Origin of the sequence: Vibrio sp. zbq_1 (assembly GCF_043102935.1) — a bacterium.
Classification (GTDB): Bacteria; Pseudomonadota; Gammaproteobacteria; order Enterobacterales; family Vibrionaceae; genus Vibrio; species Vibrio parahaemolyticus.
In genome coordinates this window covers 503,953-521,054 of sequence record NZ_JBICJH010000004.1, presented here as the reverse complement: position 1 = coordinate 521,054, position 17,102 = coordinate 503,953, and the positions used below count along the sequence as shown (strand labels likewise).

Sequence of the window (17,102 nt, the reverse complement as noted above, 5' to 3'; positions counted from 1 at the left end):
TTTGCTTCCCTTTTTAATTTTAGATAACCCGAAGTAGGTGAAATTACCTTTCATAGGAAAAGTCTTACGTATCACTTAACGCACCTTGACAATACTCGGACAAAAAACCATCGATCAAATTCTAATCTAATTCTATTGAATAAGTATGTTGTGTGGCCACGGAGGCCGTTAGACAGGACATGAAGGATAAACCTGAGTACAGCGAGGATACAGAGATGAAAGCGCAACAATTTAAAGAGCTAAAAAAGAAGCTTGGAGACCTGACGGCAAGTCAGTTAAAAACATTGCAAGGCGAAATCAGCATGACGCTGAACAAAAAGGAAAAGCCATTGCTCTCCACTGAAGAGCGTGAAATGTTATCTAAACTGTTTGTTTGATTAAGTTATTGATATAAATCACTTGCACGTTTTATAAACACTTCCTATGCTAACAGCAGCATAATAAGTGGAATTATAATCATGCCAGTTTCAGGGATTCACTCCGGTCAACAAATCATGCAGTTATCGCACAAGATGGCGGATAAAGCTGCACATGAGATTCAACAAACCTTCGCAAAAGGCGGTGAAGACTTATCATTCAATAAAGTCGAACTCGCTAAAAATGTGGCTTTCGCCGCGAACCCTTCCCTAGCCGCACATGCTACTGTTATCGAACCTCTTATCGAAGTTACTCAAGCCGCAAGTTACAACCGTATTGGTGCGTCCGTTGTGGAAAAAAATAACGAGGTAATTGGCAGCCTTCTCGACATTCACGTCTAAAGAAACCAAGATAAAAATTATACCTAACTCCCTTTCCAGATATTGAAGAACACCAAACGCTAATAAGCGCAGCGGTCAAATCTAACCGCCGCACTTTTCATTTCTCAAGTCACTTTATCCGTTATCAATAACACCTCGATTAAGAAGCGATTCAACAATCTCGTTTGAGCTTAATCCATTGAAGTCTATTGCCTGACCTAAGTTCTCAACCACAATAGTCTGATGAACGTTCGCATCAGTAGTAATGCTCAAAGAGACATTGTCTGTCGTGGCATCGTAGTCCGCTTGAATATGCGCAAGTAACTCATCAATTCCTGCCATTGGGTCATTTAAATCCGCAATCACGTCTTTAAGATCGATCGTGTCTTCATTAAGCGTAAAGTCGGTGATGGTATCCACCGCACCTTCGTCAACGGTATCTTGAGTCCATTTAAAGATATCGTTACCACCGCCACCCGTTAGGATGTCCGAACCCAGACCACCGATAAGAATATCATCGCCGTCACCACCGATAATGCGGTCATCACCCGCCCCGCCGATGAGGGAAATTCCGCGATCACTACCAAGTAACAGATTATCTTCTGTTTCAGAAGAAACATCGATGTCACGGTTGTTGGACGTAACATTGATGCTGATATCGATTGGGTCTGAGAACGCTTGATCGCCATTCGATTCCGTTGAAACCGCAGTCAGCGTGATATCGTGATCACCCTGGCGCACATTATCGATGTGAAGCGTATCAATTTCATCAGCAGGCACTGTCCAAGTAGAAGTCGCGCTATCAAAACTGATGCTCGATGTGGTTGCATCACTCGTTAGCGTTGCGCCTCTTGGAACGCCTGTCACCTCTAACGCTAAGACTTCATCCAAATCCGTCAGTGCAGCAATAATGCCGACTAACGCTACGCCCTGAAAACTCGCACTTTGGCTAGCAGTAATGCGCTGGATGTAATTAAAGTTCGCGTCAAAGGCAAGCGTCGGTTTGTCCGCCACTGGTGTCACGTTGATATCAAACGTTTCGGTGGCTTGCAGCGACGTTCCTGTGGAATTCTCATAGTAAATTCCATTATCGTCCGCTGTAACCGTCAATGAAATCGCTGAACTGTTCACGTCACTTGCATCGACAAAAACACCGACATTTGGATCTGTCGAAGTCAACACCGCATTAAGTTGGGACAACGTCCCCATCAACACGGTTTCACCCGCTAAACCAACACCTTGCGTCACACCACTGCCGGATGGCGCGATAACACTGACATCACCTTCACTCGTGCTGAGCGAAATCGTCATGATCTCGTTCTCATGGATACCAGTGAAATCCACATCCGCTATCGTAATGCCTGATATTTTTTGACCTGCCGATTCGAAGATCGTGCTGGTTACTAATGAGCCATCAATCTCTGGAGCATCATTAACCGCTTGAACGTTCATGACCGCAGAGCCACTGATTGTGATTGGATCCGGTGCTCCATTGGTTGTGCCATCATCAGTAATGTCATAGACAAAACTCACGTCGCCGTTGAAGTTTACTGATGGTTCAAAGCGCCATTCCGTCGCGCTAATCTGCGTGATCGTTCCCGCTGATGGATCCGCAAGCGTGACATTACTGACCGCCAAGTTATCGTTTTCCGGATCGGTCGCGTTTGCCAATAGTTCCGAGGCAGTAATACTCACAGCGCCGCTGTCTTCTTCTATCGAAGAAAGCGTCACTTCCGATGTTTGAGGCGCATCGTTTACATCGAACACTTCAAAAGATGCAGAACCCGATACCGTCTTAGGATCGGATACACCATTTGTTGTGCCATCGTCCGTAATATCGTAAGTCAGCTCTACAGGGCCGTTGTAACCCGGCGCTGGCGTAAACTCCCAATTCCCTGTGGCTGCGTTAAACGCCAAAGAGCCAGAACTTGGGTCTACAAGTTGAACGTTACTCACCGTCAAGTTGTCGTTTTCCACATCAGTGGCATTCACAAGCAAATCTGATGCAGAAATTGCAAATACACCACTGTCTTCACCAATACTTGTCAAGGTAACTGGCGACGTTTCAGGCGCATCGTTCACGGCTGTAACATCAATCACAAAACTGCTGCTGTTGGTGTTTAAAGTGTCATCAACACCACTAATAACAATGCCTTCGTTACCTTGGTCATCGACTGTAATGTTCACAGTAACATCGCCGAAGAAGTTGAGATCAGGGTTGAACTCTATCAATCCTTCTGCAATGGCGGCATTGAGATCTGCGACTGAACCTTTTAGCTCAACCGCTCCTGTACCGTCACCCTGAACCGTCAAACCATATTTCGAGATAACGTTAGCGTTCAATGCGAGATACCCGCTATCTACCGCTACATTAAGAACATACTCTGCATTCGGGTTATCAAGTACCGCATCGACATCAGAGATACCGAAGCTATTTAGCAATAAGGCGTTGTCTTCAGGTGTTTCCACATCGACAACATTAACGAAATCAGGTCTGTCGTTTACCGCAGTAACATCGACGGACACATCAAACTCTTCCGCATTACCCAAGCTTTGGCTGCCGTCTAGGCCGGTATCGACCGCTTGCACTTTAAAATGAAGCGAGCCAGCCCAAGAATTGTCATTTCTGTCACCAGAATTAAAGACGATTTGATCTAGGTCTTGAGCATTGATTTCAAGGACAAAAACACCACTACCTTGATCAACAAATGTCGTTCCATCTGGAAGTGACAAGCTCGCACCATCTGGTACGTTTGAAATCTCAACCCTCAATGTTTCTGGATCATTCTCTTGATAATTTGCACCGTCGCCAATCGACTCTTTGTTATCCACCACCAGCGCATTCACGTTGATGGTAATGTCTTCGCCTTCATAGCCTGAGACTTGAGTATCTGGGTTAACATCCACATCGTCGCCAATCGGGTTAACGACTAACGTAAAGTTGCTGTTTCGCTCGGTAGGCACTTTCAACAACTCTTCTTGAATGAAGACAGAGATACCGATTTCAACTTCACCACTAAAGTGTTTTGGCGGCTTAATTTGAATATCGCTCAAGTCGATAGAAGTTTGCGTCAAGTCTTTAACTTGAATGCTCCACTCGCCATTGCCTGCGTTTTTCACAATGTAATCGGATGAATTAGACTCAACAACAAAGTCATTCGGAATGCCTGTCAGCTTAAGTGAAACAAAGCTTTCAGAGCCATCATCGTCGGTCAGACTGATCGTAACGCCAGTACCTGACTGGTTGAGTGAAATCAACGTATCTTCATCACCCGTCACGACGATAGGCTGACTTGGATCGGTTCCCGTAATTACAATGTCATCCACGACAGGCGTGACTTCAAATGTCACGTCGTCGGTAAAGGTGCGTACATCTACGTTATCGCCCGGATTGATCAATGTCGATTGGTCAAACACGGCAACGTCTGTGATTTCGCCTTCGATGTTAATTTTCACCGTATTTTGACCACCACCAACCGGGTAGTTTTCACTCGGTTTGAACAGAACGTTATCCAACGCTCCCGCTAAAATATCGGCTTCATTAAATTCGATACTCGTGCCCAAACTATTGCCATTGCTATCGACAAACTCACCCTGTGTCGTGTCATCAAGCGTCAACTTGATGTTGGTTAACGTTTCTCTACCGCCTAATGTGTTGTTGAAGCCATCTGCAAAATCGACGTTCAAATTAAGCTGAATTAATCCATCTTCGTAACCAATACCATCAGCGGTTGGAACATCGTTATTGAGGTCATCAACAGGCTGCTTGTTCGCATCAAGACCAAGTGTTCCAGTAATATCGACTGTGACATCTGGCGTGATGTTGCGATCCAACGGCTGGTCGCCTGCCGAACTTGGCACGTCAGCAACTGGCAGAATTTGCACCGGAATCAGTTCTGTGGACGATTTTTCATCTGCAGAGCCCGTATCTTTAGTCACAAATCTCACAGGCAAAACGAAGTCGCCAGCATAATCTTCAGCCACACGCATCGTTAAGCCTTCAAGGCCAACAATGTTTCCGCTTGCGTCGATATCCGCTTGGAATACGTATTTGCCGTTAATAAAATCAACGTCCGTACCCGTAATGATTAGGCCCGGCGGAATACCAGGTGAAGATGGGTCAATGATGATGGTCAATACGTCTTCCACACCATCAGGATTGATCACATCAATCTTGGAAGTAAGCTGAGCACCAAGATCGACAAAGTTGTCTTCTGAGCCCTCAATTTGTACGTCATCGGTCACGTCAATTTCGGCCGCGACACTGGTTTGCGGAGTAAGAACCGTTGGGAACTCCAACATCACGTCCGTTTGTCTTATTTCAGTTGCGTCTTTTTCAACCGAATCTTCACCTAAGTCATTCACACGCGCGTAAATCGTCAAACCAATTTGCGATAAACCGCCGTTATCACCATTGTCAGTGTCGTCGTTAGGCGTCAAATCAAGGCCAGATGGCGCTTTGATGCAGAAATTCTCCTCATCAATGATCGTCCAACGACCGTCACCTTCATTCAGTGCTCCGATAATGACTAGCTGGTTGAGAATGGCAGGATCGGTCGTGTGTAACTGTACAACCAATTCAGTCACCACCTCATCCGAAGAAGCATCAAACTCTTGGTATTTAATGATGTTTGCACCAGCTTGGCCACCCGCAGAGGTGTTGATTGTAAAGTCGATTGCACCTTGCGCATCCGATTTAACAACGTCTATCGCAGTACCATTACTTTCTGTGACCAGCAAGCGCGTTTGATCGCCTATCGCACCAGAGATATCTTCCGGCTCAACAACCGGATTCACTTGAACGTGAACCGAACCAGTAATCACCGCTTCTGCAATCCCTTGTCCTGGATTTGCCGCATCAACGTACTCATGGTCAATCTCTTTCACAGTCAACGTTGTGCTCAAATCAAAGTCGGTACTGGAATCTTGTTCCAACTCAACTTGAACATAACCTCTCTGCGTAACGCGAGCAGAGAAGTCTTGCTCCGATTCATTGGCTTGCGGCGTTAATGTTAACGTACCAGCGACAAGCGTTTGCGCTACACCATCCACGAACACGGTACAACTCGGAGGGAAGCCAGAAATCGTCACTTCTGAGAAGAACTCATCGGCATCTGGACTTTGGCTGGTCGTTGGTTTCCAATCGATGTTGAAGCGCGTATCTTCGTCACCTTCCGAAACCACGGTATAGTTATTTCTTGCGTCAATCACAGGGCCAACAATCACACGAATTTCCCCAGTTGAGGTGCGCGTATGACCATCGTTTTCAGTAACGATCGTGGTTGCTGTGATGTGAATATTCTCGGTAGACGATGCTTCCGGTTTAATCACAATGCCCGAGTTGATGTTTGCTTGCGTAATATTCGCTTCATAGATTGGCTGGTTATTACCATCGTACCCAACGAACGTTAAATCGACCGAGTTGCCATCATTATCAAATATCTCAACGCCATCAGGAATGTTGGAAAGCAGTACCGTTACCGTTTCAGAGTGGTCGTTCGGGTTGTCTTTGAACTCTCCAGAAAGAATGCTGAACGAAATATCAACTTGGCCATTTTCATCCACAAATGTTTGAACGCCACGTACGTTACCATCATCAAACTCTTGCCAAATACCTGACTTATCATTGAGTTCAACGATTGGAATATCCGCTACGCCTTTCACATCAACAATGACGGTTTTGTTCCCGAGTGAAAGTACATCTTGCGCGGAACCTGTTGATAGCGAAGCGCTGTCTTTTACGATGCCTTCTACGTTGAAGGTGAAATCGTCGTTACTGTGCAGTGGTGGCAGCACTTCTACATTCGTCAGCTGTGACTCAGGAATTTCGTAATACAGCACATTGCCGTTGCCATCCGTCACTTCAACAATCTGTGAAGGATTCGCGCCATCGAGCCAAACAAGCGTCACGCCGTCGATAGAGAAATTCGAGATGCGAACAAACAGCTCTTCTGAACCATCCATATCCGCGGATGGTTTCATTGAAATCACTTCGCTTAATTGAAGTGGATCGTGGTCAGTAACCGGATCGACCGTATCTTGAGTGCGAGCGTTATCCTCGAAAATATTGATGCGATTAACGGTAAAGCTGCCAGCATCGGCGACTGGAGAGACATCAATGACGATGGTTTCCTTTTCTGAGCGAGCCGTTTCTTTACCTGTCAGTGGATTCACGCTCTCCGTGGTGATCGCAGTGACATCAATTTTTATTTCACCCGAGAAGTTATCAATTGGATCGACTTGAACATCGCCAATTCGACTTGCATCAACAAGGTATACCCCACCCGTTTGCGCGATAGCACTGCCATCTGAGTAAACTAGCGTTGCGTTGCCCTCACCTTGGGTAAAGACAAGTTCGTACACGATGCTTTCTGGGTTACTGCTGTCTTGTGTTTGCGCGCTGATGTTCAGAGAAACGTTGTTACCATCTTCATCAACCGTGTAGTTAAAGGTACTGTTTGCCGTCCAAGTCGCGATGTCTGCAACGCTTTCCACTTGAATGTTGAGCCTACCATTGATGATGTGGTCAGACACGCCGTTATTAAGGATCTCAACTCGGATACGTGGATCTATGCCACTATCGCCTGTCGCAAAATGGCGGTCAGGCACAAAATAGAGGTTCTCAAGCGTAACGAACTCACCATTGAATGATTGAATGACATTCGAACCGTCCAACACAACAGAACCATTGACTGGAGTAAGTTCAATGTACTCACCATTGGCATTTCGATAATAGAACGTGCCGTTGTGCGTGCTCGCATCGCGAATCGTGATATCGCCTAGGCTTTCATTTCTATCGAGGTCGTGCAAGTTAATCACTAGATCGACTTTCGCTGGCGTAGTATCTAGACCAGATAAGTTATCTTGCGTATTGGCATTCTCAGTACCAAGGATAGAACCGTCACGGCCTTTATCTTCGAAAGACAACACCGATGAGGTATCGATTTGTGCATTTCTGTCGGTCACGGAGATGTCGAGATCGGCGGTACTCGTATCGCCGTCACCATCGGTAGCCGTAACATGAACCGTGAAATCGATTGAAGCCGCATCGGTATGATCAAGATCGTCATTTGGTCTAAAGCTAATAGAGCCATCAGTTCGAACAATCAAACGCCCAATTTCAGTGTCAACGCCGTTTAAGGTTTTATGTACAAAAACCGTTTGATTGCTGCCGTTAAGATCAACGGTTGTCATATCTATTCCATTCTGTTTGAAATAGATACCTGAATCGTCTGCGCTAAATGAGGTCAGCTCACTGCCATCTGCACCATAATTTAAGTCGCCTTCTACAGGGTCTTGGAACAGTTGAACGGTTCGCGTTCCCTGCCCTTCAACACGAGTGATGGAACTATCGTAAATCGTTGGAATATCATCTGTGATCGTCACAGGAAGATTGATACCTGCGGTATCGCCATCCACATCCGTCGCAAAAACAGGCAGATTGAGCGTCAGTAAATCTTCGCCCTGAACACCATGATCCAGTACGCCTTCTAGCGTGAATTTGTATGTTCCGTCAGCACGTAACACCAGAGTAAACACCGATTTTCCATCTGGCGTTTGACCTTGGTAAGTGTAGTTGTTGTTATTCACACCAGTTTGTACGAGCGTGACCGCTTGGCCGCCTGACGTTACCCCGCTGATTGGGTTGCCAGACAAATCTAACTGGTAAGAAACTATCGTATCCGCGCCTTCTACGCTATCAAAGCTGCCGCTTGCTTCTAGACTGTCTTTGCTCAGCTCTGAGCCTGAAGGCAAGTCATCTTCATCTAAGAACAACGGCGTCGCCGTTTTGATTTCCGGCACGTCATCCACAATGGTAATTGGCAAGTTCACAGATGCCGATGTATCACCATCGAAGTCAGTAACAGAAATAGGAATATCTAACGTTAGGCTGTTTTCTCCCGCGCCAGCAGGATGATCCACAGGGCCCACTAACTCAAATTGGTAGCTATTGTCTTTTGCATCCAACGTTAGGGTGAAAATCTGCGTGTTCGTGCCAACAATCACCGCTTCATAGGTGCTTACACCGTCGGTTTCAGAGACCAGTCTTAGTTCCACATCTTGACCATTTGACTGCAAACCAGCGACCGCGCCAGCTAAGTCAGAAACGTGATAACTGACGATTTCATCAGCGCCAGCAACAACGTTAAAGTGTCCATCTAACACTCGTAAGCCAGAAGTATCAGAGCCAGCAGGTAAATCATCTTCGTCAATCGTCAACTGGCTACTGTTATCCACCCCAGTGATAGACGGCACATCATCAACAACGGTAATTGGCAAACTAATCGTGTTCGACACATCACCATCAAAATCCGTGGCATTCAACGGAAAATCAATCACTAGCTCGTTTTCACCATTGCCATTTGGATGGTCTAGCTGAGCAAATAATTCAAATTGATACCTATCTTCTCCAGCATTTAACGTAAGTTTAAACACGATATCGGTAGTGCCTTGCACGTACGCACGGTACTCAATCACGCCATTCGCGTTTGAGTATTCAACAAGCTCTAGTGGCTGACCTGCTGACGTTAACCCAGCAACAGGTGAGACAAGATCCTCCAATTGGAAGCTAACGATAGAATCTGCACCGTCAACGACATCAAAATGTCCGCCGATAATATGATCACCTTGACCATCCGACCCTTTGTTCGGAATGTCATCCTCATCAATGGACAAGTGACTTCCTGGACGAATAGCTTCAATCGTCGGCTTATCATCCAAAATAGTGACTGGCAACGTCGCGTTAACGGAGTCGTTATCGCCGTCCGTAATCACTATCGGCAGATTGATGGTCAGGTCATCAGAGTTCGTCGCATGATCGAGCGCGCCAGACAATTCAAAATCGTAGCGTCCGTCTTGATGCAATGTCAGCGTGAAAATGGTGTCGCCACCAGCGGTTTTTCCGACATAAACCAAAGCATCACTCGTTGACGCTGTAGCGTCTTGAGTAATCGCGATGCTCTCGCCGCCAGAAGTAAGTGCAGGCAGTAGATTGGAATTGAGATCCAGAACAAATGAGTCGATACCATCCGCGCTGGTCACTTCAAACTGACCAGAAACCGTTAGAGGCTCCTTGGTCTCGTCTGAGCCCAGCGGCAAATCATCTTCATGCACTTGTAAGCGGTCTATATTCGTTACCACAGGTACATCGTCTACCACCGTAATTGGTAACGTGAACACTGGTGATACATCGCCATCACCGTCAGTCACGGTGATTGGCAGTTCGATTATAATGTTGTTTTGCTGATTACCATCAGGATGATCAAGTGGTTTTCTAAGATCAAACTCATAGGAGCTATTTGACGCATTCAGAGTTAACTCAAACACCACTTCTTGAGAAGTAACCGTGATACCTTGATAAACATTCACCCCGCCAGTACTGGACGTTAAGACTAAGGTGATTGCCTCTCCGCCAGACATTAATGCACTAACTGGCGTCGTCAAATCACTCAGTTGAATCGAGGTGACTTGGTCTGCCCCTTCTGTTACATCGAAGGTACCACCGATGATGGTGTCTTGAGTACGGTCAGTACCCTGCGGTAGGTCGTCCTCATCGACGGTCTGTTCACTACCCTGAGCCAAACCATCGATGGTTGGTACGTCATCCACAACAGTGATCGGCAACGTGAGAGTATTCGAAACATCACCATCAAAATCCGTCGCTGCGATAGGAAGGTTGATGACGATGTCGTTTTGACCATTCGCGGTTGGATGATCGAGAGGCTCAAGTAGTTCAAACTTGTAGCTGCCATCAGAAACATCCAACGTCACTCGAAAAGCAGGTGTTGTTGTTCCATCAATAATGGCTTCATAAACGGATACGCCACCTGAATTAGAAACTTCAACGAGAGTCAGTGATTGCCCACCAGACGTTAAGCCTTGAACTGGCGTGTTCAAGTCAACGATATGGTACTCGACGATATGGTCCGCACCTTCTGTCGCGACAAACTTACCAATAATACTCGTTGGTTCATTGCCATCAGAACCCACGGTTGGCAAATCATCTTCGTCTACTGTGAGTACGCTGTTTGCGTCGATACCATCGAGTGTTGGTCGATCATCAACAATCGTGACTGGAATAGTCGCGCTCGTGGTGTCGCCATCAAAATCGGTCGCGATAATAGGGAAATTCAGCGTTAGCTCATCTGCACCGATTGGATGGTCAAGTGTCCCTTCAAGAGTAAAATTATAACTGCCATCCGGTTTTACAACGAGCGTAAACACAGCATTCGCACCCGCGGTTGCTGTGTAAGTAAAACTGCCATCTGCGTTTGCAGTTTCAGTCATGGTTACGGCAACACCTTGCGAAGTAAGCCCATCAACAGGCATCGCACTCGCATCGAGCTGATAACTGACGACACTATCCGAGCCTTGAGTCGTAGTGAATTTACCGTCTATGGAAAGCGCATCTTTTTGATCAGAACCAATGTTGATCAAGTCATCTTCATCGACCGTGATTGGCTCAACATTTGTGATCACTGGTTGGTCATCAACAATGGTCACAGGAATCGTGGCAGAAGTGGTGTCACCATCAAAATCCGTCGCGATGATTGGGAAGTTCAGCGTTAGCTCGTCGCTATTAATAGCGTGGTCAATTGGGCCTTCGAGTGTAAAGTTGTAGCTGCCATCTGGATTCACAGTTAACGTAAAGACAGGATTGGTTCCTGCGGTTGCCGTATAAGTGAAACTACCATCTGGATTTGCCGTTTCACTCAATGTCACCGCAACACCGTGCGAAGTAAGCCCATCAACAGGCGTCGCACTGGCATCCAATTGGTAGCTCACAACACCATCAGAACCTTGATTGGTGGTGAAGTGCCCGTCAATCGATACTGAACCGTCTTGAGCCGAGCCAATCTGCGCGAGGTCATCTTCATCAACGGTGATCGCTTGAACATCGTTAATTGTTGGCTGGTCATCAACAATGGTTACAGGGATGGTTGCCGATGACGTATCGCCATCAAAGTCGGTCGCGATGATTGGAAAGTTTAGCGTCAGTTCATCACTACCAGTCGCGTGATCGATTGGGCCTTCCAACGTAAAGTTGTATGAACCATCGGTATTCACCACCAACGTAAAGACAGGATTGCCGTTGGCGGTCGCAGTGTAAGTGAAGCTGCCATCTGCATTCGCTGTTTCAACTAAATCAACAACTTCGCCGTGCGACGTTAATCCTGCTACAGGGTTCATCGAACCATCGAGTTGATAGCTCACCACTCGGTCAGAACCTTCCGTAGTGGTGAACTTGCCATCAATAGAAACTGCGTCGTTTTGGTCTGAGCCTGTATTTGACAGATCGTCTTCATCCACTGTAATGGCATCGACGTTTGTGATGGTCGGTTGGTCATCGAAGATAGTCACTGGGATCACCGCGGAGCTGGTGTCACCATCAAAGTCCGTTGCGATGATTGGGAAGTTCAGCGTTAGCTCGTCGCTATTAATAGCGTGATCGATTGGGCCTTCCAACGTGAAGTTGTAAGAGCCATCAGCGTTCACTATCAACGTAAATACTGGATTGCCATCTGCCGTCGCACTGTAAGTGAAGCTGCCGTCAGCATTTGCCGTTTCTACGAGTACAACCGCTTCGCCATGTGAGGTAAGGCCAGCAACAGGATCCGTCGAGGAATCAAGTTGATAGCTCACCACTCGATCAGAGCCTTCTGTTGTAGTAAATTTACCGTCAATAGAAACAACGCCATCCTGAGCAGAACCAACGCCCGATAAATCGTCTTCATCAACCGTAATAGAATCGACGTTTGTGATAGTTGGTTGGTCATCTACGATGGTCACTGGGATCACCGCTGAACTGGTATCACCATCAAAATCGGTCGCAATAATCGGGAAGTTCAGCGTTAGCTCGTCACTACCATTGGCATGGTCGATAGGGCCTTCTAGCGTAAAGTTATAAGAACCATCTGCGTTAACAATCAAGGTAAAGACGGCGTTACCACCCGTGGTGGCTTGATAAGTAAAACTGCCGTCTGGGTTGGCCGTTTCAGTCATCGTTACCGCGACGCCTTGAGACGTCAGCCCTACTACAGGGTCGGCAGAAGCATCCAATTGATAACTAACGACACCATCAGAACCTTGCGTTGTTGCAAATTGGCCGTCGATGGAAAGTGCATCATTTTGGTCTGAGCCAATCCCCGTCAAGTCATCTTCATCAACTTGGATTGCATCCACATTCGTGATGACTGGTTTATCGTCTACGATAGTCACTGGGATGGTGGCAGAAGTTGTATCGCCATCAAAGTCAGTCGCAATAATTGGGAAGTTCAGCGTTAGCTCGTCGCTATTAATAGCGTGATCGATTGGGCCTTCCAGCGTGAAGTTATAACTGCCATCCGTTTTCACTACCAACGTAAACACAGGGTTGCCATCTGCGGCCGCAACGTAGCTGAAGCTGCCATCAGGATTTGCAGTCTCTATCAACGCCACTGGATTGCCTTGCGAGGTGAGCCCTGCAACCACATCTACAGAGGTATCTAACTGGTAACTCACCACGCGATCAGAACCTTGCGTTGTCGTGAACTGCCCATCAATCGAAAGTGAATCATTTTGGTCCGAACCGATGTTCGCTAAGTCGTCTTCATCAACACTGATGGCTTCAACATTTGTGATAGTCGGTTGGTCATCAGTAATCGTGACAGGAATAACGGCGGAAGTCGTGTCTCCATCAAAATCGGTCACTGTGATCGGGAAGTTGAGCGTTAAGCTGTCGCTGTTTTCTGCATGGTCAATCGCGCCTTCAAGGGTAAAGTTGTAGCTGCCGTCTGGATTGACGGTTAATGTGAAAACCGGATTTGTCCCTGCTGTTGCCGTATAGGTGAAGCTGCCATTAGAATTAGCCGTTTCTGTCATTGTGACAGCTACGCCTTGTGAGGTTAATCCATCAACAAGTGTCGCATTCGAGTCAAGCTGGTAACTCACAACTCTGTCTGCACCTTCAGTGGTCGTAAACTGGCCATCAATTGAAACTGGGTCGTTTTGGTCTGAACCGATACCAGCCAGATCGTCTTCCTCAACACTGATCGCTTCAAAATTCGTTACAACTGGCAATGAGTCAACGATCGTGACTGGCAACGTAATTTTGCTCGTGTCGCCATCAAAATCCGTCGCAATGATGGAAAAGCCCAACGTTAAGGTGTCACTATTTGGAGCATGATCAACAGCCCCTTGTAGTTCAAACGAGTAACTCCCGTCACTGTTTACCTGTAACGTAAATACCGGATTGCCGTTTGCCGTCGCCGTGTAGGTAAAGCTGCCGTCGGCATTACTGACTTCAGCCAACGTGATAACTTGACCGTTGGAGGTCAAACCGTTTAGCGGGTCTGAACCTGTTTCAAGCTGGTACTGAACTACACCATCTGAGCCTTGCGTGGTAGTGAACTGCCCTTCAACCAACAGTGCGTTTGATTGTCCACCATTCGTAATTAAGTCATTTTCATCTACAGTGAGAGGCTCGACATTATCAATCGTAGGAACGTCATCTTGAATGGTGACAGGCAAAACCATGGTGCTGGCATCGCCATCAAAATCCGTCGCTGTAATAGGGAAACTCAGTGTTAACGCATCACTACCACTAGCGTGATCGATTGTGCCTTCCAACGTAAAATTGTATGAACCATCAACATTCACCTCCAGCGTAAATACTGAGTTGCCGTTTGCTGTCGCGGTGTAAGTGAAGCTGCCGTCGGCATTTGCGGTTTCTACCAGCTCAACGGCTTCACCATGTGAAGTCAAGCCATCAATTGGATTGGTCGATGCGTCGAGTTGATAACTCACCACTCGGTCGGAACCTTCTGTCGTGGTGAACTTGCCGTTAACCGAAACAGAATCATTTTGATCCGAGCCGATGCTCGCAAGGTCGTCTTCATCCACCGTTAAAGCTTCTACACCATCAATAGAAGGCGCATCATCTTTAACTTCTATAACGATTTCTGCGGCTTTGGCATCGTTCGAACCGAGCGTCAAAGAAGAGCGGTCTCCGTCGGCATCAACGGCATAAACTGGAATGGTGAACGTTAACGATTCGTCGTTTGCGCCAGTATGATCCAGCTGTTCATAGAGGTTGAACTGATATTCGCCTTGAGACGGAGAGTCGATACTGATGTCGAATACCGTAATGCGCACACCATCAAGCTCAATATAACCTTCGTAAGTACGAACGCCGTTGACATCAGAAGTGAGTTCAAGAAGTACATTTTGCCCTTGCGATTGCAACTCGCCAGAGACATTAAATTCCGTTGGTTCTACTTCGAAGTGATCAATAATATCGCTGCCTGCGGCTGCCGAAATCGATCCGGTACCGCTAGTAATCGCGATGCCCTGTAGAGAACCTTGCTCGACGCCAGACTCATCCAAAGACAAGCTTGTGACATTGTTAATGACTGGGTTATCGCCATCAGCAATTGTAATCACAAAGGTATTGCTGACCGTATCTTGGTCGTAATCCACGATCGTCGTTGGAAGAGAAAGCGCTATCGTATCGCTATCATTCGTCTGCTCAAGCGGTTTGAACTGTTCAAATTGGTACGTGCCGTCGGTGTTTAAAGAGATACTTAATACCACCTCTCCCGTGCCAGCTACGGTTAACGTGATGTTACTGCCATCTTCAGACAAGGTCGCAACCGTCGCTTGGTTGTCACTCAACACACCACCAAATTGCGACAAACTTTCCTGATTAAAGGTGACAGAAGCCAACTGGTCACTGCCAATTTCGACAAACGTCCCCGTGATTGGCGTCGATGAAGATTCTTCATTCTCAAACGAGATGTCTTGCGGCGCTGGATTATCGCCATCGATAATCGTCGTGACAAAATCAATTGGCGTACGAATACTGTTACCACCAATATCGGCACCCGTCATCTCAAACTCAATACTGATGCGGTCACCAACAATCGACACCTGCCCGTCATCTACAGACGCAACATGGTCAATGCCTTGGCTTATGGTGGTCGTCACCTCCAACTCGATATTACGACCTAGCGAAGTCGCTTCAATTTCAATGCGTAGGACTTCATTGCCATCTTGAACACCAATGATGGCATTTTGCGCTTCGTCGTATGAGAACTCGACAGCTTTACCACCAGATTGAATATCGGTGTTCAACTCTGCCAGTAGCGACTCTAGTGAAGCAGCAGATGGCACAAATGAGCTAGGGTCAAGCGGGAGATCCCCCGCCTCAACGGAGATGCTGGTTGCAATAGATTGAGGATAAGTCGTAAGGGAAATCGAACCTTCGGTTACTTCCGATTCAAGAGATTGTCCACCATCAGCAAAAATGGTGACGTTGATGTCATCGGTTTCTTCGCGATCTTTCACGCCAGTGCGCGCTGCAGAGGTTTCGAAAAACGTCGAGGCAAGCATTTCTGGGTTGTTGTATTCAACCGTCACATAGCCAGCATTTGCCGAGCCAGATGCATCGCCACCAGCGGCCGTTGCTTCAAGAATTGCCGTCGGGTCGGCACCTTCCAAAATCGCTTGTTGTATAGCAGCAACATCATTTGCGTCAAAATTAGCACTATCAATCGCCGTCGGGTCGAAAGCAATTTGACCATCAACCGGGGTTTGAACCAAAGTTTCCGGTTGTTCTGATGAAGGCTCGGGAAGACATGCGACACAGTTTTGGTCGACAAGATAGAGCTCGTTATTGATTAGAACATCCAAAGACGCATTGTTTTCTGTGACAATGACATCCCCTGTATTTAACGCATCTCCGGCGCTTACCACTCGGATCTTACCTGTAAGATCCAATACCAAAACTTCCCCTTTGACAGCATTTACAATCGCGTTTTGCGGCACGGTTTGCGTACTCATCTGACCTCCGCTAATGGCCAACGTTTCCCATTAACCTATTGCATAGTTTTTAGTTGAATATATGTGGTGTTTTGCACATCGTTGGTTGATTAAACTAACTATCAACTCATTAAACAATCGACTTATTGCGTTCCACATCCCAAAACAAGTGAAAGTTACTATCTGTCACAAAAATAGGACACATATCCTAGCGGCGCAATATCAATTAATTATATGAAATGCGTCACTTATTTCTAAACAAGTGTAGTCGGTCTGATAAAAAACGGAGTTATCAAAGTCACTTAACTAAAAGCGATACTGCCAGTTGCGATCAAAAGTGGTAAAAACGCAAACAAAATACTGTAGAGACTTGAGCGAGTTGATAATTTTATTAGTAAAGGAGAAGAAAAGAACGTCACAATTAGATACTGAACGAGATAAATAGGTTGGAAAAACAGGGCTAACATCATGTGTAAAGCCATGTGCAAACCTACACACCATGAATTAGGTTTTGTCCGAAGCGCAACAGCGCATAAAACAACTAAACTAGCAGAAAAATACATCATA

3 protein-coding genes are annotated in these 17,102 nt (G+C 46.5%); 2 read left to right on the top strand and 1 reads right to left on the bottom strand.

Features of this window, described 5'->3' with window-relative positions:
* Nucleotides 1–179 precede the first annotated feature (179 nt).
* Both ACF8CV_RS02725 and ACF8CV_RS02720 read left to right on the top strand, forming a co-directional pair.
* On the top strand, nt 180–377 hold the full coding sequence (locus ACF8CV_RS02725) for a hypothetical protein (RefSeq protein ID WP_017448124.1): 198 nt from the start codon (nt 180–182) through the stop codon (nt 375–377).
* An 81-nt stretch (nt 378–458) separates the two neighbouring features.
* Nucleotides 459–758: a hypothetical protein gene (locus ACF8CV_RS02720; RefSeq protein WP_005477585.1), complete on the top strand. Its 300-nt coding sequence runs from the start codon at nt 459–461 to the stop codon at nt 756–758.
* A gap of 114 nt (nt 759–872) precedes the next feature.
* Here ACF8CV_RS02720 and ACF8CV_RS02715 read toward each other — a convergent pair whose 3' ends face one another.
* The gene (locus ACF8CV_RS02715; RefSeq protein WP_392415988.1) at nt 873–16,556 is read right to left on the bottom strand and encodes a retention module-containing protein; all 15,684 of its coding nucleotides are present in this window, start codon (nt 16,554–16,556) and stop codon (nt 873–875) included.
* Nucleotides 16,557–17,102: the final 546 nt, after the last annotated feature.